Below are 24,768 nucleotides of genomic sequence, written 5' to 3'. Positions count from 1 at the left end.
TTTTCTCGTGCGGTGTCTATTCAAGGATGATGAATCAATGTCCTGCGGAAAAACGGGCTTGCAAGACCCCGCAGCGAGGCACGAGTGAAGTTCGTCCGCGGAAAGCGAGTGGATTTCCTGACCATTTGAAAATCCATAATGGAATTTACCATAGCTGAAAAAATAATAATTTAGAGCTCGGATTCTGGGCTGTGATAGCGGGTGATGACAATGGAAAGCGGGCTGTTACTTGATAAAGTTATCATTGTGGAAGGCACTTCTGATAAAAAGAAAGTGAAAAGTGTGCTCAAGGAAGACATTGAAATCATCTGCACGAACGGTACGATTTCGTTAACGAAGCTGGATGAGCTGGTTGATGAGTTATTTAACAGGGATGTTTATATTCTGGTGGATGCGGATGAGTCGGGCGAGAAGCTTAGAAAACAATTCAAAAGGGAAATGCCTGAGGCCTCGCATCTATATATAGATAGGATGTACCGGGAAGTTGCCTCGGCTCCGGCCTATCATATTGCCACCGTGCTTTTAAGCGCGAATATCGATGTGAAAATGGAATATGTAGAACAAAGGATGATTTAACGGGTTATGGAGGAATGGACTGAAAAAGAATTAAATACGGCGATACAATGGAAGCGAACATTTTGCCTGTATCTATATACACCGATGTGTGGAACATGTCAGGTTGCATCGAAAATGTTATCCGTGTCACTTGAAATGTTTCCGGATGTCACGTGCGGCCAAATGAACATGAATTTTGCGAAAAACCTGGCGACGCAATATACGATCGAAAGTGTTCCATGCCTGATGGTATTCAAAGAAGGAAAACTTGAAAAGAAAATATATGCCTTTCAATCAGTACCCTACCTGTATGGGGTGTTGAAGGAGATATCTTAACAAGGGGACAGTCAGGTGAGTCCAAATGCAACATTGTTGACTACAGTAGTGTTGTATGATATATTTTCAGGAAATGAGCATTATAAATTGAATATTCAGATTGTCTTATCAAGAGAGGCGGAGGGACTGGCCCGACGAAGCCCGGCAACCGGTAAACACATACACGGTGCTAAATCCAGCAGAGTATTGGCTCTGGAAGATAAGGAGAGATAGATCAGCCTCTTCTTATGAAGAGGTTTTTTTATCTTTATCCCATCGATGAAATAGATAACCATCAGGGCCGGAAAAACAAATGGTGAAGGGGAGTTGCGTAATGACGGAAAAGAAGAAAGATTATCGTTTTGAAACTTTAAGCATTCATGGGGGACTTGAAGCTGATCCGGTGACAGGAGCTAGGGCGTTGCCGATTTACATGAGCAATGCGTATCAGTTTAAAGATACCGATCACGCCGCGAACTTATTTGGGTTAAAAGAACCAGGTTACATATATACACGTATCCACAACCCGACAGTTACCGTTTTTGAGGAACGGGTGTCTCTGCTTGAAGGAGGGATCGGAGCTTTGGCAACGGCAAGCGGAATGGCTGCGATTACGTTATCCATTTTGAATATAGCTGGCTCGGGAGATGAGATCGTTTCGGCTTCTACCTTATACGGCGGCACTTATAATCTATTCGCGAACACACTTCCGAAATACGGGATCAAGGTGCATTTTGTTGATCCGGCTGATCCGGAAAATTTCCTAAAGGCCATTACACCAAGAACCAAGGCGGTTTTTGCTGAAACGATCGGCAATCCGAGCCTTCGAATCCTGGATATCGAAAAGGTTGCAGATATCGCACATGAAGCAGGCGTCCCATTAATTATTGATAATACATTTGCTACCCCGTACTTGTGCCGTCCGATTGACTTTGGAGCGGACATCGTCGTTCACTCAGCAACCAAATGGCTGTTAGGAAACGGAACAACACTTGGCGGGATAATCGTTGATGCCGGAAAATTCAATTGGAATTCTCCGAACTTCCCTGGCTTTACTGAACCGGATCCAAGTTATGGCGGGATCGTATATAGCGAAGCTGTTGGAGCGGCTGCTTTCATCACGAAAGCCCGGGTTCAATTGCTTCGTGATTTGGGCCCAGCTATAAGCCCGCAAAATGCATTCCAGTTTACGCTTGGATTAGAGACTTTGCATGTGAGGATGAAGGAGCATATTACAAATACGAAGACGATAGTGGAGTATTTGGAAAACCATCCTGCCGTAACTTGGGTTAGTTACCCCGGAAAAGAGGATCACCCGGATAAACAACTCGCAGATAAATATTTGCCAAAAGGAGCAGGGGCTGTTGTTATTTTTGGCATAGAAGGGGGAAGAGAAGCGGGAGCCATATTAATTAATTCCATCGAACTATGGTCGCATCTGGCTAATGTGGGTGATGCGAAAAGTTTAATTATCCATCCGGCAAGCACGACACACCAGCAGCTGAACGCGGAGGACCTTGTGAAGTCTGGTGTCAGTGAGGATTTGGTGCGCTTATCGGTTGGGATTGAAAATGTGGAAGATTTAATCGAGGACCTGGAACAGGCGATTGAGAAGGCGACCGGACAAATATCCAACGCTGCTAAAACGCGATAATCGCAAGACTCACGAAGTTCACGGATGCCCGAAGATAAATTATTATAGAAAAATATACATTTGACACTCTCTCTTTTCCCGTGATAAAATCACAAAAGTAAATATTAAATGAACTTTACGAAGAAATTCGTCAATTAAATATAGTTAGTGCTCTTATCAAGAGAGGTGGAGGGATGTGCCCGACGAAGCCCGGCAACCGGCAAGGTTTTTACCTTGAAAAGGTGCCAATTCACACGAAGCGGAGGCTTCGGGAGATGAGAGAAAGGCTTCATAGTTATATGCCTTTCTGCTCATGCGGAAAGGCTTTTTTTATGTCTTTGCCGAATGGTCCGACTATATTACTAAGTTTAAAGTTTTATGGATAAGAGGTGAGTGCAAATGATTTCACTTTCAAATGTTAGTAAAATATTTCGTTCTGGATTTTCATCAGGCGATCCAATAGTGGCTGTGGATGACGTGAATGTAACCGTTAAGGACGGGGAAATCTTTGGCGTTATCGGTTATAGCGGAGCAGGGAAAAGTACATTGATCAGAATGCTGAACGGGTTAGAGACGCCAACGACAGGTTCCGTAACGGTTGCAGGCAATGAGGTTTCCAAAATTAAAGGAGCCCGGCTGCGAAAAGCCCGCCAGGAAATAAGCATGATCTTTCAGCACTTTAATCTGCTCTGGTCAAGAACCGTGTTTGAAAATATCTCCTTTCCGCTAGAAATTGCCGGAGTTCCAGCCGGGCAACGTAAAAAAAGAGTGGAAGAGCTTATTAATCTCGTTGGCCTTGATGGAAGGGAACAAGCCTATCCTTCCCAGCTAAGCGGAGGACAAAAGCAAAGGGTGGGTATCGCAAGAGCACTCGCGAATAATCCAAAAGTCCTTTTATGTGATGAGGCAACTTCTGCTCTCGACCCACAGACTACGGATTCTATCCTGGATTTGCTCGTCGATATCAATAAACGCTTAGGATTAACAATCGTTTTGATCACGCATGAAATGCATGTAATCCGTAAGATTTGCCACCGGGTGGCGGTGATGGAAAGCGGAAGGATTGTCGAGCTTGGACCGGTTTTGGATGTTTTCAAAAATCCTGTTGAGCAGATCACAAAAACGTTTCGTCCAGCAGGTGACCGAACCTGAGGAGACGAAGGAGACAATTGAACATCTTTTGGATCAATATCCAGACGGAAAAGTGATTCAATTGTCTTTTGTGGGAGACAGTGTAGAAAGTCCTGTGATTACCAAGCTGATCAGAAATTACAATCTTGATGTGAATATTTTGCAGGGGAAAATTTCGCAAACTCAAAACGGTTCCTACGGGACTTTGTTTATTCATCTAAACGGAGACATCGAAGAAATCAACCGCGGAATCGAATTCATCAAAAAGCAGCAGGTTGGCGTGGAGGTGATTTCCGATGATGAGTGAGTTGTTGCCGAATGTTATTTGGGAAAGAATGTGGACAGCTACAGAAGAAACCCTGTATATGACGGGAATCTCGCTCGTGGCAACCTTCTTTATTGGAATCCTGCTTGGCCTGCTGTTGTTTTTGACATCGAAAGGACAGCTGTGGGAAAATAAACTAATCAATGTTATTGTTTCAGCCGTTGTCAATATATTCCGATCGATTCCTTTTATTATCCTGATTATCCTGTTGATTCCGTTTACAAAGGCCATCGTGAATACGATGCTCGGACCAAGCGCGGCGCTGCCGGCGTTAATTATCGGTTCTGCGCCGTTTTACGCACGATTGGTCGAAATCGGCCTGCGTGAGGTAGACAAAGGGGTCATTGAGGCTGCCAGGTCAATGGGGGCAAGAACAAGCACACTTATCTTTAAAGTGCTTTTGCCTGAATCGATGCCTGCTTTGGTGTCAGGAATAACGGTAACCGCAATTGCTCTGGTTGGCTATACAGCCATGGCAGGTGCAATCGGTGCAGGAGGGCTTGGAAATCTGGCTTATCTGGAAGGGTTTCAGCGTAGTAATAGCGATGTGACATTGCTGGCTACCGTTCTTATCCTAGTGATTGTGTTTATTATTCAATTTATTGGCGATATTATCTCATCTAAAATAGATAAAAGATAATCAAAAATTTATTAGTTTACAGGAGGAAAAGAAATGAAAAAGTGGTTAAAAACAATGGCTGCTTCAACAGCATTGGTATTAAGCTTAGCAGCTTGCGGCACTGACGAAGGCGGCGGCGCATCAGAATCAAAACCTAAAACAGAAGACAAGAAGATTGTTGTGGGTGCTTCAAACATTCCACATGCAGAAATTCTTGAAAAAGCTAAACCGATCTTGAAAGAAGAAGGCGTCGAGCTTGAAATTCAGGTATTCTCGGATTATATTCTTCCAAATAGGGCACTTGAAGATAAGGAAATCGATGCTAACTACTTCCAGCATATTCCGTACATGGAATTGCAAATGAAGGAAGAAGGCTATAAATTTGCCAATGCCGGCGGAATTCATATTGAGCCGATTGGAATCTATTCCAAGAAGCACAAAAGCCTTGAAGATATCCCTGAAGGTGGAACAATTATCATGAGGGATTCTGTAGCTGACCATGGCCGAATCTTAATGATTTTCCAGGAAAAAGGCCTTATTAAACTAAAAGACGGCATTGATAAGACAAGTGCAACCATTGATGATATTGTAGAAAATCCTAAGAAGCTTAAGTTTAAGCCGGATGTTGAAGCTGGATTGCTGCCTCAAATTTATAACAATGATGAAGGCGATGCAGTTGTTATTAATGCGAATTATGCTTTAGATGCTGGACTAGATCCTGTCAATGATCCAATTGCAGTTGAATCTAAAAAGGATAATCCGTATGTGAATGTTATCACTGTCCGTGAAGGCGATGAAGACCGCGCGGAAATTAAAAAGCTAGTTGAAGTTTTAAAATCCAAAGAAATTCAGGATTATATTAATGAACAATATAAAGGTGCAGTAGTGCCTGCAGAATAATCTGATAAGAGGGCGGGCTCATAAAGAGCTGCCCTCTTTATTTATTCACAAATGAATCAATTTCATAAATTTCATCCTTAGAGTCCCAATGATTCTGAGACGCAAAAAAGGAGTACCTCCCAAAATATAGCTGTGTTAGTACTCACTATTGATTTCCAAACCGGTTGATTTTCGCTGCAGGCGGCGACTCCGCTCACGGACCGCCCGCGGAAAGCGTCCGCCTGTAGCGGAAATCAACAGCCCCATTCAACAGGTACAAACTAAGAACATTTTTTGAGTAACTAAAATTCGGTTGGTCTTTGTTTCTTTATAAAACGGAATTGTGAAATTGATTCAACTAGTAAAAAGATACATTTAAGACCTCTCATAAAAATTTGAATGCATAAACAAAACTTTCTGAATTCTATCCATAGCAAGCATTTAACAAGCAGGGTAAGGCCAACCAGCCTGTATATATGTTTTAGGTATGCAAATACTATTCAGGATACTGAATGAGGAGATGATTTTTTGAGCAATGAACCAAGAAACGCCACAGAAGCTGCGATCCATGATTATAAAGAAGGCCTTGGCGTATTTATGCAAAAAATGCCTGATCTTGCACAGCATTATAACGCCTTTACAGAAGCTTGTTTTAAAGAGGGCCAAGTCTCTCAAAAGAACAAACAGCTAATTGCACTGGGAATTAGCCTTTATACACAAGATGAGTATTGCATTCTTTACCATGTAAAGGGATGCTTGGATAACGATGCCAGTGAAGAAGAGATCATGGAAGCAATGGGAGTCGCGATGGCATTCGGTGGGGGAGCAGTCATGAGCCAGGCAGTGACTCTCGTTCAGGACGCCATGCAGGAACTTAAAGAAATTCAGTAAAAAAAAGCCTAAGATGAAGGTTGCGGTAGGGCAAGATACCGATACTTTCAACTTAGGTTTTTATTTTCGGACTCACTTATACTTGTTATCTATACAAAATCCATGCTGCCATTATAAGAATAGCCGTTAAACTTCTCAATTTGGAGGATTAAGGAGTCGATTCATTATGAGTGTTTCGAGAAAACGTAATTTCCAGTTTAATCGCAAACTACAAGGGTATATGAAGTTTGAGTGAACAAAAGCTCAAGTGATAGAATAAAAAAGAAACGAAAACCAGAAAGGATTGATTCATTATCAACTCTCTAGATTTAAACGTTACAAGCGAAATGGAAAAGGCGATGCAGCAGTCACATGGGATTGGCTATAGTGAGTACAGCAGAAAGTTAGATGTCCGGCTCCAGGTGGAAAAACGCAGAGAAAGAGAGTATGAGCAATGCAATCAGATCGTAAATGATCTTCAGCGCAAGCTTCATCCGTAAGTTTGCTTTATAAAAGAACGCAAAACTTGGCCTTCATACAGTTTAAACAATGGAAGTTTCATGAGCACATGTTGCCTTGAGACTTCTTTTTGTTTAAATTCGCTATTTTTTTCGAATGAAGAAACTCGAATTGACAAAAGCTATAACAATGTATTTGACATGAAAAACAAGCATATTATTCCTCTCTTCGTTATTTGAATTACCTGCCTGAGAATTTCCACTATGTACAAAGGGTTTATATAGCCTTTATTAGTTGCTTACACTTTTCATTTGTTATAAGATTGTAATGAGAATAAATTGAGAATGAATGAAAGTATAGAAGGAATGCGTAACGCTTCCATGCTATAAATTAGGAATTATTCCACGGAGGTAAAGATAATGGCTGGTTCTACATTAACAATCAAAGATTTACATGTATCTATCGAAGGTAAAGAAATTTTAAAAGGGGTAAACCTTGAGGTTAAAGGTGGAGAGATCCATGCAATTATGGGTCCGAATGGTACTGGTAAATCCACTTTATCTTCAGCAATAATGGGTCACCCTAAATATGAAGTAACGAGCGGAAGCATCACATTCGATGGTGAAGATGTGCTTGAAATGGAAGTTGACGAGCGTGCGCGTGTCGGACTTTTCCTTGCGATGCAATACCCAAGTGAAATAAATGGTGTGACAAATGCGGACTTCCTTCGTTCAGCGATTAACAGCCGCCGCGAGGAAGGCGATGAAATTTCATTGATGAAGTTCATTCGCGAAATGGATAAAAAAATGGAACTTCTTGAAATGGATGAAGATATGGCTCAACGTTATCTTAATGAAGGTTTCTCAGGCGGGGAGAAGAAACGTAATGAGATTCTCCAGCTGATGATGATCGAGCCTAAAATCGCTATCCTTGATGAAATCGACTCCGGATTGGACATCGATGCGTTGAAGGTCGTTTCAAAAGGCATCAATGAAATGCGCGGTGGAGAATTCGGCTGCTTGATTATCACTCACTATCAGCGCCTTCTCAATTACATTACTCCTGATTACGTTCACGTTATGATGCAAGGCCGTGTTGTGAAATCCGGCGGACCTGAGCTTGCACAGCGTCTTGAAGCAGAGGGATACGACTGGATTAAGCAAGAATTAGGAATTGAAGACGAAACAGTAGGCCAAGAAGCGTAAGTAGGGGGATCTGAAATGACTACGGAAACGAAACTACCGATTGATAAGGAGAATATCCGCTCCTATTCACAAAAAAACAATGAACCATCCTGGTTTTCGGAGCTTCGGGTTCAAGCCTTGGCTGAATTCGAAAACCTTCCGATGCCCAAGCCTGATAAAACAAAGATCGATAAATGGAATTTCACTTCCTTTAAATCGCATATAGTTGAAAGCACTACATTTACTTCTTTGGAAGAACTTCCAGAGGAAGTGAAATCGCTTATTAATATAGAAGAAGCAAAAAATCTATACATTCAACGCAATAACACACCAGCATTCGTTAGTATTAGTGACGAGTTGAAAAGCCAGGGAGTTATCTTCACTGATATTTTTACGGCAGCTCGCGAACATGGAGAATTAGTACAAAAGTATTTCATGAAAGACGGCGTGAAGGTGAATGAGCATCGTTTAACGGCTCTGCATGCTGCCCTATTGAATGGAGGAACCTTCCTCTATGTACCTAAGAATGTAGAAATTAAAGAACCCGTCCAAGCGGTATTCATTGTTGATCATGCTGATACAACGCTCTTCAACCATGTCTTGGTCGTTGCAGAGGCAAATAGTTCTGTAACGTATGTTGAAAACTACATTTCTACTGTAGAAGCAGAAAATGGTGTAGCAAATATCGTCACAGAAGTATTCGTTAACGACAATGCAAAGGTTGAATATGGTGCGGTCGATACTTTATCTAAAGGGTACACTTCATATGTAAATCGTCGAGGTGTTGCAGGCCGTGATGCTCGAATTGAATGGGCACTTGGTCTTATGAATGACGGAGATACGATTTCTGACAATACAACCTATCTAATGGGAGACGGATCATTTGGCGATACCAAAACAGTAGTTGTCGGCCGTGGAGAGCAAAAACAAAACTTCACGACTCAAGTCATTCACTATGGCAAGCGTTCTGAAGGTTATATCCTGAAGCATGGCGTTATGAAAGACAGCGCATCTTCCATTTTTAATGGAATCGGCAAAATCGAGCATGGTGCTACCAAGGCTAATGCTGAACAGGAATCCCGCGTTCTTATGCTAAGTGAGAAAGCTCGCGGAGATGCCAATCCGATCTTGCTTATTGATGAAGATGATGTTACCGCGGGACATGCTGCTTCTGTTGGTCGGGTTGACCCGATTCAACTCTACTATTTAATGAGCCGGGGAATTCCACAAGTTGAGGCAGAAAGGCTTGTCATTCATGGTTTCCTTGCACCGGTCGTCAATCAGCTTCCAATTGAAGGAGTTAAGAAGCAGCTGACTGAGGTCATTGAAAGGAAAGTTAAATAATGAACCCATACGAAATTCGTAAGCTATTCCCCATACTGGATCAGGAAGTGAACGGTCAACCACTGGTTTATCTGGATAGTGCCGCAACATCGCAAAAGCCCGTTTCAGTAATTAAAGCAATTGAGGAGTATTATCGCGGTTACAACTCTAACGTACACCGCGGAGTCCATACCCTTGGAACGAAAGCTACGGATGCGTATGAAGGGGCACGTGAAAAGGTCAGAAAATTTATCAATGCCGCCTCTACCGAAGAAGTCATTTTCACAAGAGGCACGACAACATCCTTAAACACTGTAGCGCGAAGCTACGGAGGCGCTAATTTATCAGCTGGAGATGAGATCGTCATCTCCTATATGGAGCACCACAGCAATATCATACCGTGGCAGCAAATTGCCAAGGAAACCAGTGCCACATTAAAATATGTGCCGCTTCAAGAGGATGGAACGATTTCACTTGAAGATATGAGAGATACAGTAACCGAACGGACAAAGATTGTTTCAATTATGCATGTTTCCAACGTCCTTGGTGTTATTAATCCGATTAAAGAAATCGCAGCAATCGCCCACGAAAAAGGAGCGGTGATGGTCGTGGACGGGGCCCAAAGCGCTCCTCACCTTAAAGTGGATGTCCGTGATTTGGATTGTGATTTTTATGCTCTTTCCGGTCATAAAATGGTCGGTCCCACCGGTATCGGCGCACTTTATGGAAAAAAAGAGCACCTCGAAAAAATGGAACCAATCGAATTTGGCGGAGAAATGATCGATTTTGTTGGCTTGCACGAATCCACCTGGAAGGAACTTCCGTGGAAGTTCGAGGGCGGTACCCCAATTATCGCTGGAGCCATCGGGCTCGGAGCCGCTATCGATTTCCTGGAAGAAGTCGGACTGGAAAATATTGAAGCGCATGAGCATAAGCTGGCAGCCTATGCACTTGAGAAAATGTCGGCCATCGATGGGCTAACCATTTACGGACCTCGGGATGCGGGCAAACGTGCAGGGGTGGTTACTTTCAATATCGCTGATGTTCATCCTCACGATGTTGCAACCGTACTGGATGCGGAGGGGATTGCCGTCCGCGCTGGCCACCATTGTGCACAGCCACTTATGAAATGGCTCGATGTATCTGCAACGGCAAGAGCCAGCTTTTACCTCTATAACACGGAAGAAGACATTGATAAGCTTGTAGAAGGGCTTGTCAAAACAAAGGAGTATTTCAGCAATGTCTTTTAATAACCTAGATACACTATACCGTCAAGTAATCATGGATCATTACAAGAATCCCCGCAACAAAGGCAGCTTGGAAAATGGCAACCTTGTAGTGGATATGAACAATCCAACATGTGGTGATAGGATCAGGTTAACGATGCAAGTGGAAGACGGTAAAGTCACGGACACTAAATTCGATGGAGAAGGCTGTTCGATCTCAATGAGTTCAGCTTCGATGATGACACAGGCGATCAAAGGGAAGGATGTAGAAACAGCGATGAAGCTGTCAAACACTTTTTCTGCAATGATCCAGGGGAAAGAATATGACGATAATGGTCTTGACCTTGGTGACATTGAAGCCCTTCAAGGGGTGTCAAAGTTCCCTGCCCGCATAAAATGTGCCACCCTTGCGTGGAAAGCGATGGAAAAGGGCTTACAGGAATAAACAAAACACAAGCAATGGCGTGTTTTCACACCAGATGCTAACAGAAATGGAGGAAAAGTGATATGGCGAAGAAAATGCCTGAGATTGGCGATTATAAATATGGCTTTGCTGATAGAGACGTATCGATTTTCCGGTCAAAACGCGGTTTAACGAAAGAAATCGTGGAAGAGATCTCACGAATGAAAGATGAGCCGCAATGGATGCTCGATTTCCGCTTGAAATCATTGGAGCATTTCTACAAAATGCCAATGCCGCAATGGGGCGGAGACTTACAAAGCTTAAATTTTGATGAGATTACGTACTATGTTAAGCCATCCGAGAAATCAGAAAAATCATGGGATGAAGTTCCGGAAGAAATTAAACAAACGTTTGATAAACTCGGTATCCCAGAGGCAGAGCAAAAGTATCTGGCTGGTGTATCCGCTCAGTATGAATCCGAGGTTGTTTACCATAACATGAAGGAAGACCTGGAAGAAATGGGTATTGTTTTTAAAGATACCGATTCAGCACTTAAGGAAAATGAAGATATTTTCCGCGAGTATTTTGGAAAAACGATTCCTCCAACAGATAATAAATTCGCTGCATTGAATTCAGCTGTATGGTCCGGCGGTTCTTTCATCTATGTGCCAAAAGGCATAAAGGTTGATACACCGCTGCAGGCATACTTCCGTATCAATTCAGAAAATATGGGGCAGTTCGAGCGTACTTTGATCATTGTGGATGAAGGCGCACATGTGCACTATGTTGAAGGGTGTACGGCACCGGTATACACAACCAATTCACTTCACAGTGCGGTTGTTGAAATCATTGTCAAAAAAGATGCATACTGCCGTTACACAACGATTCAAAACTGGGCAAATAACGTGTTTAACCTGGTTACAAAGCGTGCTGTTTGCGATGCTAATGCAACAATGGAATGGATTGACGGAAACATCGGTTCGAAGCTTACAATGAAATACCCGGCTGTTATCCTAAAAGGGGAAGGTGCACGCGGTATGACATTATCAATCGCTATTGCCGGTAAAGGTCAGCATCAGGATGCAGGGGCTAAAATGACCCACCTTGCACCGAACACATCTTCAACGATTGTGTCTAAGTCGATTTCCAAGCACGGCGGTAAAGTAACATATCGCGGTATTGTCCACTTCGGTCGTAAAGCAGATGGCGCCCGTTCTAATATCGAGTGCGACACATTAATCATGGATAATCAGTCTACTTCTGATACCATTCCTTACAATGAAATCTTAAACGATAATATCTCATTAGAACACGAAGCAAAGGTATCCAAGGTTTCTGAGGAACAGTTATTCTACCTAATGAGCCGCGGTATCTCTCAACAGGAAGCAACTGAAATGATCGTAATGGGCTTCATTGAGCCTTTCACGAAAGAACTTCCAATGGAATATGCGGTAGAAATGAACCGCTTAATCAAGTTCGAAATGGAAGGTTCTATCGGGTAATAGAAAATATCATCCACTCCGCTGAAGCTCTTTCAGCGGAGGTTTTGTTTTTAAAAGAGAAAGTGTAAAATTTTTAACATGTATTGATGTCTAGCTCCGACGTACAGGACGTACTAGTGCCGACGAAGACATAAGGCCGTGGCGGTCTTAGTCGGCAAGCTCCCAGCCTCGACGCACAGGACGTGACGGATTAGCTGATGGTCCATACTTGCAGGGCGCTTGCGCTTTTCTTATGATAATCAAATGCAGACTGTTTAACCCCGGTACTATGCTATGATAAGATATATATATTTATTTAAAAGATGTGATGATGATGATCTATATTGGAGTTACGGGATGGGGAGACCACGATCGTTTGTATCCGGCGAAAACTCCCCGCCGGGATAAATTAAAAGAATATGCTGCCCATTTTCCAATCGTAGAAATTGATGCATCGTTTTATGCGATCCAGTCTAAACGGAATACAGAAAAATGGGTTAACGAGACCCCGGAATCTTTTCAATTTATCGTCAAGGCTTATCAAGGAATGACGGGTCATCAGCGGGGGGAAAGCCTTTTTCCAGGCAAAAAGGAGATGTTTGCCGCATTTCATGATTCGCTCCAGGCACTTAATGCGGCGGATAAGCTCTCGGCAGTACTGTTTCAATTTCCGCCCTGGTTTGACTGCAAGAAGGAAAATGTCGATTATTTACGCTGGTGCAAACAGGAAATAAGTGAAATACCTGTGGCGCTTGAATTCCGGAATCAGACCTGGTACGAAGCTCCATTTTATGATAAGACGTTGACCTTCATGGAAGAAGAAGGCTGGATCCATACAGTCTGTGACGAACCACAGGCAGGCAGCGGTTCCATTCCTATTGTACTTAAAGCAACCGACCTTGATAAAACGGTAATCCGTTTTCATGGCAGAAACGTACATGGGTGGAGAAACACAGGTGATGGAAATTGGCGGGAGGTCCGTTATCTGTATCGTTATAACCAAAAGGAACTGGAAGAATGGGCAGAAAATCTTCACTTTCTTGAAAAACAATCGAAAAATCTATATGTTTTATTCAACAATAATTCAGGCGGAGATGCCGCCGATAACGCCAAACAAATGATAGACCTTCTTGGGATAAATTATGAAGGGCTTGCACCAAAGCAGCTCGATTTGTTTTAATTCGGGAAGGGTATGTTAAACAAGGGAACAGTAGTCCATTCATGCATGGGTCGACATTACCGGATTGAGGGAGTTAAGATGTCAGAAATCATTCATTTATATCATACCAATGACCTTCACAGTCATTTTGAAAATTGGCCGCGGATTAAAGATTTTCTCAAACAAAGATGTGGGTTGCATAAAGAAGTAGGAGAAGAAGCCATTCTTCTTGATATGGGCGATCATATAGACCGCTGGCACCCCTTTACGGAAGGAACGCTCGGTAAGGGCAATATTACACTTCTGAATGAAGCCGGTTATCATTATGTAACCATCGGGAATAATGAAGGGATCACCCTGCCTTTCGAAGGGTTGGATTCTTTATATAACCAGGCTGAATTCAAAGTGCTGGCATCGAATATCTTTTATCGTAATGGTGAAAGGCCTAAGTGGGCATTGCCATATGAAATTCATACGACTGCAAATGGCACAAAAATAGGTTTGGTAGGACTAACGGCCTTTTTCCGACACTTTTATTCTGCACTAGGCTGGGAGCTCTCTGATCCATTTCTGGAGCTTGGCAAGCAGTTGGAAAATTTAAAAGAACAGAGCGATGTGATCGTTATTCTTTCTCATCTCGGAATCCACGAAGACGAAAGAATGGCAGCTGAATTTCCCGAGATTGACATTATTCTTGGTGCTCATACGCACCACATCTTACATCAAGGAAAAATGATTAATGACACGCTGCTGTGTGCCGCGGGTAAATTTGGCATGTTTGTCGGACATGTAGAAATAGAAGTGGGTGCCAGCGGGAAAGTTACCCGAAAAGAAGCTTATTTACACGATACAAATGATTTAGAGGAGAAACCGGATGAAAGAAGTTGGATAGACGATATCTATATGAGGGGTAAAGACTCCTTGCGGCAAGAAATTGTCCGGCTTCCAAGAAGTTTGAAAAGTGATTGGTTTAAGAAATCGGAGCTTTCAGTCATTTTATGTGAGGCTTTAAGGGAATGGGGCCAGGCAGACTGCGCCTTCTTAAATGCAGGACTGCTTTTGGAGGGACTGGATGCGGGCGAAGTTATGAAAGGGGATATCCATCAAATCCTTCCTCATCCGATCAATCCCTGTGTAGTGGAGTTAAGCGGAAGTGAATTGAAAGAAATTCTGTTACAATCCCTCAATGAAGAATGGCCGCACATGCAAATGAAAGGCTTTGGATTTAGAGGGAAGATTATGGGAGTTATTGTCTATGACTGTGTAAATTTTATAAAAGGCCAGAATGAAGTGATTGAAAGAGTGCAGGTAAACGGGAAGGAACTTATTGCCGAAAACCGTTACAAGCTGGCGATACCGGATATGTTTACATTCGGATACTTTTTTCCGCAAATCCAGCGCTCTAAAAATAAAGAATATTTCATGCCCGAATTTTTAAGAGATATCATGGTGTGGAAACTGAAAAAGATGTATTCGTGAAAATCGATAACACCCTTCTTTGCTTCATTTCATAAAGTATGAATGAAAAGGGAAGGAGCGATTAGATGATAAACGTCACCCCCATTATCATTCAAGGCAAGACTTTTTTAAGCATTTCTGTTACGCTGCCAAAAACGAATTTGCTCGTTGTTACGTCTGATTCTGGATATATTATGTGCGGTGCATTAGATGTTGGCCTATTGAATGAAAGGCTGAAAGACCGAAATATTATCGCAGGTAGAGCGGTTGGTGTGAAAACAATAGATGAATTGCTGAATGCCCCTTTGGAATCCGTGACACTGGCAGCGGAACAAATAGGGATTTCAAAAGGGCTCATCGGCAGAGAAGCCTTATTAATCATGCCATAATAATTTTTAGAGAATACAACATCTCGAGTGATGTCGTGTTCTTTTTTTTACCTTTTATTTGGATATTTTATAATTTATAAAAACAAACCTTTATATTTCAAGAAGAATATCCGATAAAAGGAGTAAAGGTAATTTTTGCCTATTGGATTGAACACTTAATAACCCGGCATATTTGAAGATAATCCAAAAAGGTAATTAAAAGCAATAGGAGTATGATCATGAGATTATTAGCTACAGATTCTTTGATTCCAGGTGTTGAACTTGGAAAAAGTATTCAAAATGAAAATGGACAAATCCTGTTAGGTGAAGGGATACAGCTAAGCGAGAGAATGATCCAGCGACTGAAGGATCTTAATATCCCATTTGTGTATATTAAGGATCCGAGGACAGATCACATTAAGCCGGGAAAAAGTATATCAGACGCATTAAGAAGAGAAGCCGTTCAAACGATTGAAAATACTTTTGTCGATATCCAGAGGAAGGATGTCTTTTCCAGCTCATTTGTCATTGAAAAGGCTTCTAAGCGTTTTAATGAGTTAATCCGCAATATTATGAATGAAATACGCGGGGATCAGGATCTTTTGACGATGATGGCAGATGTTTTTACATATGATAATTATATTTTTACTCATTCATTCAATGTTACGCTTTATTCTCTTGCTATCGGGATGGAGATGCAACTGAATCAAAAGCAAGTAGAGATGCTGGGACTTGGGGCTATTTTGCATGATGTCGGGAAAATGCTCGTTCCTGCTGAAATTCTGATGAAGCCAGATCGGCTGACTGAAGAAGAATTTGAGGAAATGAAAAAGCATTCCGAGGCGGGCTTCGAACTGATTAGAGGTGTAAAAACAGTTCCGGTCCTCGTAGCACACTGCGCCTACCAGCATCATGAGAGATTGGACGGTTCCGGTTATCCCCGCGGCCTTGGAGGTGAGGATATCCATACTTTTGGCAAGATTATTGCCGTAGCTGACGTTTTTGATGCGGTTACCTCGAATCGTGTTTATAGAAAAGCGATGCTCCCCCATGAAGGGCTTGAAATTCTGTATGCCGGCGCAGGCACTCAATTTGATACGAAAATAGTGGAAGCTTTCAGACGAGCCGTAGCTATCTACCCGAATGGGCTGGGCGTTGTATTGAGCGATGGGCGTCAGGGAGTCGTATCTCGCCAGAATGTCGGGGCCAGTGACAGGCCGGTCATTGAGATACTTGAGGAAAATGGGTTGCCAATTATTGATACATATGAAGTGGATTTAAAAACATATCTTCATTTAATGATTACCGGTTCCGACTCGTCCGATAGCAAGGTGAGCCATTAACGCTGAAAATAAAGAATGATTTCCCTCCTTACAAGCATACATATAGCATGTAAGGGGGGATTTTCTTTGGCATTCAGACGAAGGCAGAAAGGTCCTTTGCCGTTCAGATATGTATTACTTTTATCATTTGTTTTTTTTATCCTTTCTACGGCTGGTGGAGTGTTAATCATTGATAAAAGAATTGAACCAATATTGATGAGTTATGCCGAAGTCCAGACTCATGAAATTGCCAATTTGGTTATTAATAAAGCGATTAACCAGAAAATAATTGAGGAAAATGACTTTGATAACATTATAGAAATCACGGAAAATGACAATGGAGTAAAGTACGCAAAACTGAATCCAAGTGCGGTGAATCGAATACAGGGCGAAACGCAAAACCTTATCTTGATGAATCTTAAAGAAGCGGAAAAAGGCAATCTTTCCGATCTTGAATCATTAACGGATGTCGATATAAAAATGAATAAAAAAGACGAGTCCTCAGGTATGGTGTTCCACGTCCCGCTCGGGCAGGCCACCAATATCACCCTGCTTGGGAACTTAGGTCCGAAAATCCCGGTAAAGTTTCATACTATCGGGAATGCAAGGGTGAAGGTGAAGAGCAGTAATAAATCATACGGCATAAATTTTGGAAGTTTTAAGGCTGTAATTCATGTAGAAGTAAATGTCCAGGTGATCATCCCATTTGCTACTAAAACAACAACAATTAAACAAGACATTCTTTTAGGAGAAGTCATTATTCCCGGAGAGGTTCCCCAATATTATAATAACGGTGGTAATTCAAACCCGGCTGTGGAATTGCCGAAGCCGAAAAATAACTGAAGGTCCAGCTGCGGACCTTCCATATTGTTTAACGACGTTTCTTTGCTAAATCTTTTCGCTCCCAAACGCGCAGATGTGGAGTCGGATCAAAGCTCCATTCGATGAAGCCATTATCTTTATACATGCCATAATGCAGATGCGGTGGGAACTTCCCTGATGTTCCAGGCGGACCGTATCCAGAGCTGCCGACGCCGCCGATTACCATTCCCGGTTCAACAATCTGTCCATGCTTGAGATCCTTGGCAAACCCGCTTAGATGGGCGAAATAATGATACGTATTGTTAATGTCACGAATGCCGATCCGCCAGCCTCCGTATCGATTCCAGCCCTTCATTTCAATAATCCCGTAGCTGGTTGACCTTACAGGCAATCCATAATCGGCAAAGATGTCCGTGCCTTCATGGGATCGTCTCCCGCCCCAGCCGCGTGCCACGCCCCATGTACTGCGATAACTGTAATGTGTCCTGACCGGGACGGGAAACGCTTTTTCCTGAAGGTCTATGCGGCCATATTTTTTAAAAATCCTTGCATTGCCCATGATAATTCCGACTGCCTTATCCCGCTTATAATAATCCCAGAGTGCGATCCGAAAGTTATCTTCATCCGTACCGTAATAAAGAATTTGGTTGGCTATTGTAAATAAAACATCAGCATCATCATTTATATCTGCACGTGTGTCACCGTTTCCATCCATGCCGATTCCTTCAAAAAAACTAATGGAAAATGGATTGTCATCATTTTTATTAGGATTCAACAGTCCGCTCCATTTTTCGGGTTCTATATAAATGCCAACAGCACCCTTGGCGTCTTCCAAGTCTCTTCTGGCATCCCTCAGGCTGTGTTCATATTGATCGATTGCGGCCATGTAATACCATGGGATATGCGTGGTGGCTTCTATATTTTTATACAGCATCATCCTTGTAGTCAGCTGGTCTGATGGCTTGTCTGTATTGGCAGCGGCCTGTACTTGAAATGATCCGCATATAAAACTGAACACGATAAATGGAAGGACCTTTTTAAAGAACACGCTAATTCTCCTTTCCGCAAAATAATTAATATTGTCTATTCATGTGTGCCGGTGTCTGATACGAATCATAAGACAAGGAATAATTCGGCAGCGATTTATAATTGGCACAAGGATGCGTTCCGCCTAAATATTTACCGAGGATCCTGGTTGTTTTTTGAGGACGTTTGGGGTCTTGGTCACCCGCTCACACTTTTCTTTAATTCATGAAATTAGTTTGCTGAGTTATAATAAAAATAATGAAATCAAATAATGGTAATAAGATCGGAAACTTGTCTGAATGCATTTTATTATGATAAAGTGACAAGTGACATAAGAAGAAATTCACGCTTTTGCTTGGCAGATATTAAAGTATCAATTTTCCTATCTGCAAAAGTGCAATTGCACTAATCATTGCCTAAAAAGGCTCGCCAATCGTCGATTTTTTAAAAAACAGAATTGGAGTGACATCTTCATGAGTACAAAAGAAGAACATGTTCGTAAACCTGATTGGTTGAAAATAAAATTAAATACGAATGAAAACTATACAGGCTTGAAAAAAATGATGCGCGAAAAAAACCTACATACAGTATGCGAAGAAGCTAAATGTCCTAATATTCATGAATGCTGGGCTGTGAGACGTACAGCAACTTTCATGATCCTTGGCGATATTTGCACACGGGCATGTCGCTTTTGTGCGGTAAAAACAGGTCTGCCGACTGAATTGGATTTGGCGGAACCGGAACGCGTTGCTGATTCCGTATTCACCATGAATTTAAAGCATGCTGTTATTACAGCGGTTGCACGTGATGACCTAAAGGATGGAGGATCTGCTGTTTTTGCGGAGACAGTAAGAGCTATCCGCAGGAAAAACCCATTTACGACGATTGAAGTATTGCCATCCGATATGGGTGGGGTTTACGAAAACCTTAAAACACTGATGGATGCTAAGCCGGACATCTTGAACCATAATATTGAAACGGTCAGACGTTTATCTGACCGCGTACGTGCAAGAGCAAAATACAATCGTTCAATGGAGTTGTTATTGAGAGCAAAGGAAATGTATCCTGAAATCCCAACCAAGTCCAGCTTAATGATCGGTCTAGGTGAAACAAAGGAAGAAATCATGGAAACAATGGATGATCTTCGCGCTCACAAGGTCGATATTATGACGATCGGTCAATATTTACAGCCGACTAAAAAGCATTTGAAGGTACAGAAGTATTACAGTCCTGAAGAGTTTGCGGAATTGAAGGAAATCGCTCTTTTAAAAGGATTCAGCCATTGTGAAGCAGGTCCGATGGTCCGTTCTTCCTACCATGCCGATGAGCAAGTAAACTCTGCCGCCAGACAAATGCAGCAGCAAGGTGAAAAGGTGCTGGAAGCAAATTAATAAATAAAGCTATGTTAGAAATACACCCTGTTGATTTTTGGCTCAAGCGTTTGAAACCGTGGTTTCAAACGCCTTTCAGCACAGCTGAAGGTAGCTCATATTCCCGTGAGACCAGGGAGAAAGCTCGCTTTCTCAGGGGCTCATCGGAATATGAGCTTAATTGAGCCAAAATTTAATTTCAACAAAAATACATTACCATAAATAAAGAAAGTGCCAGGAATTTCACGGCACTTTCTTTTATTAAAATCAACGTCTATTCCCGATTTCCCGACTTATGGCGTATCACCTGCGATCGCCGATGCTTTCGCCGTTTGCGTTTTCACCGTCGCTCACCTTATTACCCTGAGGAGATTTAAGCATTTGCCTTATCGTTGAATCAATGGAGTCTTCAATGCCACGGCTGTCTGTATCTTGTGTCGCAAAATTTTCAATGTTTTGTCTGAGTGTTTCGTTATCACTGACATAGACATGAAAATAACGCGGCACGATGGATAAAGCCGTCCTTTTTACTTGATCTGCAGTCGCATTGCGGTTATTCGTATCAGAATCATATACGACCAGAACCTCTTCATCGGTAACAAGTGTAGATACATCATTCACATCTGGTATTTGATTGCCCAGGCGTGAGATAATATCAGCAAGCTGTTCCCGGTCTATCGTAGGTGCTTCTGTTCCGTTTTCATTTTCGCCAGTTCCGCTATTAACACGCGTATACCCGAAATTGTCAGAATCATTATTTGCTCCACGGTAGTCTTCATCATAATATTGAGATGCCGCATTCAATCTCGTCGGAGTTGTGTCAACGATGCCGGTACGCTGGTCATTATCGCGAGAATCGCCACAGCCGGAAAGAACAAGTAGTGAGCCCAAACCTATTGTCAGTATTGATTTTTTCAAAGATCAAGCACCCCCTTAATGCTTAGGATGAACAAGTCATTTAAATTTAGCTTAGTAATTCATGGGGAATCAGTTATAATTTAAGGTAGTTAAGTGTAATGATGTGAGGTGAAAAAATGATTAGTATCAATAATATGGCCTATGAAATAGCAGAGGATTTTAGGGAAGGCTTCAATGAAGAGGCTTTTCGTGCTCGTTATAGCGAGATTTTAACGAAATATGATTATATAGTCGGCGATTGGGGTTACGGACAGTTAAGGCTCCGCGGTTTCTTTGACGATCAGAACCAAAAGGCAACTTTTGATAATAAAATCAGCACCCTCACCGAATATCTATATGAATACTGTAACTTTGGCTGCCCATATTTTGTGGCGAGAAAAATAAAGAAATAGCATAGATATTTTTTGGGCTCATTTAGTTCGGTCCCAGAAGAGTCCCTTGCGAAAGCAAGCTTTCTCTGAGGCCTCTTCTGGGACCGAACAACCTTTCAGCTTCGCTGAAAGGCGTTTGAAACGTAAGTTTCAAACGAATGAGCCAATTTCGTAATACTGAACAGATCGCGTTTTTACCCTTCTTACTTTAATTTTGATTATCACTTTCCGTATAGGGTGCTTGCTGCCCGGATTCCGGGTCATCGTGTGTCGGATGGGCTCCGTCGTATTGACGGGGCCTGTTTTCATGTAATGACTTATTTTCATAAGTAAAGGCACTATAATATCTTTGCCCTTCTTCCCACGGAGTGCTTTTATTTTCCACAGGTTTGTTTTTCCCTCTTTTAGCTCCGTATGGCCCTTCGGTGAATTCCTCGGGTACCAGGTAGTCCCGTTGTTTTTCCACATTTGCGAAATCGAAGTATTCTTCTTTTTTATCCACTGCATTCACCCTTATACATACATTTTGACGTCACGTTAAAAGATTCGACAATCTTTATCTAAGGGTTCCCTAATGTGACTGTTCTAGACAACTTCAAATAAAAAATTCCGTAGCTCGGTTGCTTCGTTTTCTGAGATTTGAAAGGCATGTTCAAGATAGCCTTCCTCATCCAAATCATCCGGCCCGATTATCGCAAATCGATTACTCTGCATATCGAGCACTAGCTTTTTCCCATAGAAACGATCAGTGGTTGTGATGGCAAGGTCGAATCTAGACTGTTCTCCCATGAAGCTCACAAAACGTGTCTTTGAATCGATCAAGTCATTGTATAAGAAAAAACGTTCTTCCAAAGTTAATATCTCCTTCCTTGTAAACTGAATTTCGGTCTTTGTTTTTCATCATAACAAATAATGCATCGAAACAGTCAAAGAAAATCGATATCTTTGATTGAGCTTGTCTGAGGAAATTGAGAGTATGGGGAGGCTATGGTATGATCAAGGGGTTGATCTAACACAAATCCGATAGTAAAAACAGGTCATTACCGAAAAGGAGTCTTGTGACAATGTATTTTGTAGACCGACATAAAATTGAACAAATCGTAAATTATCTGGAACAGCAGCTTGATCGCTTTGAAACCAATTCGGAATGGGAGAATGATCTCGCCAAGCTCGCATTGGAGAGAATCGTCCAAACATCGCTGGATGCCGTGCTCGATGCAGGGAACGCTATGATTGATGGCTTTATCATGCGGGATCCGGGAAGCTTTGAAGATATTGTAGATATTCTGCTCGATGAAAAAGTGATTGATCAAAAAGCCGCCGATCAGTTTAAGCGGGTATTGCTCCTAAGGAAAACGCTGGTTCAGGACTACATAACCATCTCGCATGAAGAGCTGTTGAAAAATTTTACTGACAATATAGATGCGTTTAAGGCATATCCCAACCTGGTCAGGAAATATCTAACAAACGAATTAGGCCCCGTGTCTGCATTCAAAAACTAAAATGAATATATAGGCGGCAGGCGGGACCAAACATTTATAATTTTCCTGTCGTCTGCTGAATAGTAGGAGTGAAAATAGTGAGACAGTATAGAGGTTATTTAATTGATCTAGATGGGACGATGTACCGGGGAACGGAAAAAATAGAAGAGGCTGGAGATTTTGTCCATGAGTTGAGAAAAAGAGGGATTCCGTATTTGTTTGTGACGAACAATTCTTCGAGAACACCCGCACAGGTGGCTGAAAAGCTGAGGGAATTTGATATCCCAACCGAAGACACCCAAGTGTTTACAACAAGCATGGCCACTGCCAATTATATTGCCGAGCATAAAAAGAAAGCTTCTGTTTATGTAGTTGGAGAAGAAGGGATTATCCATGCGTTAGAGGAAAAGGGCATGACCATTGATGATGATAATCCGGACTTTGTCGTCATGGGGATTGACCGAGGCGTGAATTATGAAAAGCTTGCAAAAGCCTGCCTTGCTGTCCGTAAAGGGGCAACCTTTATTTCAACGAATGGAGATATTGCCATTCCGACTGAAAGAGGGCTGCTTCCGGGGAATGGATCGTTAACATCGGTTGTTGCGGTTTCGACACAAGTGCAGCCGATATTTATAGGGAAGCCCGAATCAGTCATCGTCGAGCAAGCCTTAAAAGTCCTTGGTGTGCCAAAAGAAAATACGATTATGGTCGGCGACAATTATGATACCGATATTCTTGCAGGCATAAATGCCGGGATGGATACACTGTTAGTTCATACAGGAGTAACGACAAGGGAACTGCTGCGAAATTATAAAGAACAACCTACGTATACAATAGATTCTTTACATTTATGGGAATTTGAATAAGAAGATAAAGGACCGGTTTCCCATGCGTGGCATAGGGAAACCGGTCCTGTTTTTATAGCGATAATCCAAATATATGAGCGATGCTCCGAATAGGAGCGATGCCCCGAATATATGAGCGATTAATCCAAATATATGAGCGGTGCCTCGAATATATGAGCGGTCCCCAAATATATGAGCGGTGGCCCAAATATATGAGCGATGCCTCGAATATATGAGCGGTCCCCAAATATATGAGCGATGCCTCGAATATATGAGCGGTAATCCAAATATATGAGCGATGCCCCGAATATATGAGCGATAATCTAAATATATGAGCGAAGCCTCGAATATATGAGCGATAATCCGAATATATGAGCGGTGACCCAAATATATGAGCGAAGCCCCGAATATATGAGCGATTATCCGAATATATGAGCGAAGCCCCGAATATATGAGCGGTCCCCAAATATATGAGCGGTGGCCCAAATATATGAGCGAAGCCCCGAATATATGAGCGGTGGCCCAAATATATGAGCGAAGCCCCGAATATATGAGCGAAGCCCCGAACATATGAACGGTCCCCAAATATATGAGCGAAGCCCCGAATATATGAGCGATAATCCAAATATATGAGCGAAGCCCCGAATATATGAGCGGTGGCCCAAATATATGAGCGATGCCTCGAATATATGAGCGGTCCCCAAATATATGAGCGAAGCCTCGAATATATGAGCGGTAATCCAAATATATGAGCGAAGCCCCGAATATATGAGCGATAATCTAAATATATGAGCGAAGCCTCGAATATATGAGTGAAGTCCCGAATATATGAGCGATAATCCGAATATATGAGCGGTGACCCAAATATATGAGCGAAGCCCCGAATATATGAGCGGTGACCCAAATATATAGAGCGATAATGCAAATATATGAGCGATGCTACGGATATATGAGTGATAATGCAAATATATGAGCGAAGCCTCGAATATATGAGCGAAGCCTCGAATATATGAGCGGTGGCCCAAATATATGAGCGATAATCCAAATATATGAGCGGTGGCCCAAATATATGAGCGATTATCCGAATATATGAGCGGTGACCCAAATATATGAGCGATTATCCGAATATATGAGCGAAGCCCCGAATATATGAGCGGTGACCCAAATATATGAGCGAAGCCCCGAATATATGAGCGATAATCCAAATATATGAGCGGTGGTCCAA

Annotated in this window: 25 protein-coding genes, 1 pseudogene and 2 riboswitches; of the genes and pseudogenes, 22 read left to right on the top strand and 4 right to left on the bottom strand. The window is 42.2% G+C overall.

Features of this window, described 5'->3' with window-relative positions:
* Positions 1-204 precede the first annotated feature (204 nt).
* From D0463_RS08120 to yunB, 18 genes and pseudogenes are all read left to right on the top strand, one after another.
* A complete protein-coding gene (locus D0463_RS08120; RefSeq protein ID WP_117306895.1) occupies positions 205-576 on the top strand; it encodes a toprim domain-containing protein in 372 nt (123 codons plus the stop codon).
* A gap of 6 nt (positions 577-582) precedes the next feature.
* Entirely contained in the window at positions 583-891 is a 309-nt protein-coding gene (locus D0463_RS08115; protein WP_117306894.1) for a thioredoxin family protein, read from the top strand.
* Between the two features lie 102 nt (positions 892-993).
* Positions 994-1,097: riboswitch (SAM riboswitch) on the top strand.
* 107 nt (positions 1,098-1,204) lie between these two features.
* Entirely contained in the window at positions 1,205-2,524 is a 1,320-nt protein-coding gene (locus D0463_RS08110; protein WP_117306893.1) for an O-acetylhomoserine aminocarboxypropyltransferase/cysteine synthase family protein, read from the top strand.
* A gap of 150 nt (positions 2,525-2,674) precedes the next feature.
* Positions 2,675-2,785: riboswitch (SAM riboswitch) on the top strand.
* Positions 2,786-2,902: 117 nt separating this feature from the next.
* A pseudogene (locus tag D0463_RS08105) lies at positions 2,903-3,941 on the top strand (methionine ABC transporter ATP-binding protein).
* Positions 3,931-4,599: a methionine ABC transporter permease gene (locus tag D0463_RS08100; protein WP_117306892.1), complete on the top strand. Its 669-nt coding sequence runs from the start codon at positions 3,931-3,933 to the stop codon at positions 4,597-4,599. Before D0463_RS08105 ends, D0463_RS08100 begins: the two are co-directional and overlap by 11 nt.
* Before the next feature lie 33 nt (positions 4,600-4,632).
* Positions 4,633-5,478: a MetQ/NlpA family ABC transporter substrate-binding protein gene (locus D0463_RS08095; protein WP_117306891.1), complete on the top strand. Its 846-nt coding sequence runs from the start codon at positions 4,633-4,635 to the stop codon at positions 5,476-5,478.
* Positions 5,479-5,985: 507 nt separating this feature from the next.
* Positions 5,986-6,348 carry a carboxymuconolactone decarboxylase family protein gene (locus D0463_RS08090; RefSeq protein ID WP_254052739.1) on the top strand — a complete coding sequence of 121 codons (363 nt, stop codon included), beginning with the start codon at positions 5,986-5,988 and terminating at the stop codon, positions 6,346-6,348.
* Positions 6,349-6,674: 326 nt separating this feature from the next.
* Positions 6,675-6,827 carry a YuzK family famiily protein gene (locus D0463_RS19585; RefSeq protein WP_174234300.1) on the top strand — a complete coding sequence of 51 codons (153 nt, stop codon included), beginning with the start codon at positions 6,675-6,677 and terminating at the stop codon, positions 6,825-6,827.
* Between the two features lie 378 nt (positions 6,828-7,205).
* Entirely contained in the window at positions 7,206-7,991 is a 786-nt protein-coding gene (gene sufC, locus D0463_RS08085; protein WP_117306890.1) for a Fe-S cluster assembly ATPase SufC, read from the top strand.
* 15 nt (positions 7,992-8,006) lie between these two features.
* Entirely contained in the window at positions 8,007-9,314 is a 1,308-nt protein-coding gene (gene sufD / locus D0463_RS08080) for a Fe-S cluster assembly protein SufD (protein WP_117306889.1), read from the top strand.
* The gene (locus D0463_RS08075) at positions 9,314-10,543 is read left to right on the top strand and encodes a cysteine desulfurase (RefSeq protein ID WP_117306888.1); all 1,230 of its coding nucleotides are present in this window, start codon (positions 9,314-9,316) and stop codon (positions 10,541-10,543) included. Before sufD ends, D0463_RS08075 begins: the two co-directional genes overlap by 1 nt.
* Positions 10,533-10,964 (top strand): Fe-S cluster assembly sulfur transfer protein SufU, encoded by a 432-nt coding sequence (sufU, locus tag D0463_RS08070; protein ID WP_117306887.1) that lies wholly within the window; start codon positions 10,533-10,535, stop codon positions 10,962-10,964. Before D0463_RS08075 ends, sufU begins: the two co-directional genes overlap by 11 nt.
* A gap of 62 nt (positions 10,965-11,026) precedes the next feature.
* Positions 11,027-12,424 carry a Fe-S cluster assembly protein SufB gene (gene sufB / locus D0463_RS08065; protein WP_117306886.1) on the top strand — a complete coding sequence of 466 codons (1,398 nt, stop codon included), beginning with the start codon at positions 11,027-11,029 and terminating at the stop codon, positions 12,422-12,424.
* Between the two features lie 313 nt (positions 12,425-12,737).
* On the top strand, positions 12,738-13,583 hold the full coding sequence (locus D0463_RS08060) for a DUF72 domain-containing protein (protein ID WP_117306885.1): 846 nt from the start codon (positions 12,738-12,740) through the stop codon (positions 13,581-13,583).
* Positions 13,584-13,661: 78 nt separating this feature from the next.
* Positions 13,662-15,041 carry a bifunctional metallophosphatase/5'-nucleotidase gene (locus D0463_RS08055; RefSeq protein ID WP_117306884.1) on the top strand — a complete coding sequence of 460 codons (1,380 nt, stop codon included), beginning with the start codon at positions 13,662-13,664 and terminating at the stop codon, positions 15,039-15,041.
* A 65-nt stretch (positions 15,042-15,106) separates the two neighbouring features.
* Complete coding sequence (locus tag D0463_RS08050; protein ID WP_117306883.1) at positions 15,107-15,409, top strand: YunC family protein; 303 nt, start codon at positions 15,107-15,109, stop codon at positions 15,407-15,409.
* A 218-nt stretch (positions 15,410-15,627) separates the two neighbouring features.
* Positions 15,628-16,731: an HD-GYP domain-containing protein gene (locus tag D0463_RS08045; protein ID WP_117306882.1), complete on the top strand. Its 1,104-nt coding sequence runs from the start codon at positions 15,628-15,630 to the stop codon at positions 16,729-16,731.
* A gap of 66 nt (positions 16,732-16,797) precedes the next feature.
* A complete protein-coding gene (gene yunB, locus D0463_RS08040; RefSeq protein WP_254052738.1) occupies positions 16,798-17,553 on the top strand; it encodes a sporulation protein YunB in 756 nt (251 codons plus the stop codon).
* 28 nt (positions 17,554-17,581) lie between these two features.
* Here the strand turns inward: yunB and D0463_RS08035 are convergent, their stop codons facing one another.
* Positions 17,582-18,580, bottom strand: coding sequence for a M23 family metallopeptidase (locus tag D0463_RS08035; RefSeq protein ID WP_301950633.1), 999 nt, complete (start codon positions 18,578-18,580; stop codon positions 17,582-17,584).
* A gap of 445 nt (positions 18,581-19,025) precedes the next feature.
* Between D0463_RS08035 and lipA the strand changes: the two genes are divergently transcribed.
* A complete protein-coding gene (gene lipA / locus D0463_RS08030; RefSeq protein WP_367946574.1) occupies positions 19,026-19,949 on the top strand; it encodes a lipoyl synthase in 924 nt (307 codons plus the stop codon).
* Between the two features lie 282 nt (positions 19,950-20,231).
* Here lipA and D0463_RS08025 read toward each other — a convergent pair whose 3' ends face one another.
* Positions 20,232-20,846: a YhcN/YlaJ family sporulation lipoprotein gene (locus tag D0463_RS08025; protein ID WP_117306879.1), complete on the bottom strand. Its 615-nt coding sequence runs from the start codon at positions 20,844-20,846 to the stop codon at positions 20,232-20,234.
* Between the two features lie 116 nt (positions 20,847-20,962).
* Here D0463_RS08025 and D0463_RS08020 point away from each other — a divergent pair, with 116 nt between their 5' ends.
* A complete protein-coding gene (locus D0463_RS08020) occupies positions 20,963-21,238 on the top strand; it encodes a YutD family protein (RefSeq protein ID WP_117306878.1) in 276 nt (91 codons plus the stop codon).
* A 187-nt stretch (positions 21,239-21,425) separates the two neighbouring features.
* Here D0463_RS08020 and D0463_RS08015 read toward each other — a convergent pair whose 3' ends face one another.
* Together D0463_RS08015 and D0463_RS08010 are read right to left on the bottom strand one after the other, a co-directional pair.
* Complete coding sequence (locus D0463_RS08015; RefSeq protein ID WP_117306877.1) at positions 21,426-21,719, bottom strand: cytosolic protein; 294 nt, start codon at positions 21,717-21,719, stop codon at positions 21,426-21,428.
* A gap of 83 nt (positions 21,720-21,802) precedes the next feature.
* Complete coding sequence (locus D0463_RS08010; protein WP_117306876.1) at positions 21,803-22,069, bottom strand: DUF3055 domain-containing protein; 267 nt, start codon at positions 22,067-22,069, stop codon at positions 21,803-21,805.
* A 212-nt stretch (positions 22,070-22,281) separates the two neighbouring features.
* Between D0463_RS08010 and D0463_RS08005 the strand changes: the two genes are divergently transcribed.
* Together D0463_RS08005 and D0463_RS08000 are read left to right on the top strand one after the other, a co-directional pair.
* A complete protein-coding gene (locus D0463_RS08005; protein ID WP_117306875.1) occupies positions 22,282-22,719 on the top strand; it encodes a DUF86 domain-containing protein in 438 nt (145 codons plus the stop codon).
* Positions 22,720-22,796: 77 nt separating this feature from the next.
* A complete protein-coding gene (locus tag D0463_RS08000) occupies positions 22,797-23,564 on the top strand; it encodes a TIGR01457 family HAD-type hydrolase (RefSeq protein ID WP_117306874.1) in 768 nt (255 codons plus the stop codon).
* The last annotated feature ends 1,204 nt before the right edge of the window (positions 23,565-24,768 follow it).

The sequence above is a fragment of the Bacillus sp. V59.32b genome (genome assembly GCF_003429085.1).
Classification (GTDB): Bacteria; Bacillota; Bacilli; order Bacillales; family DSM-1321; genus Peribacillus.
The sequence above is the reverse complement of the archived record's forward strand: the minus strand, read 5'-3'. Positions and strand labels throughout refer to the sequence as shown.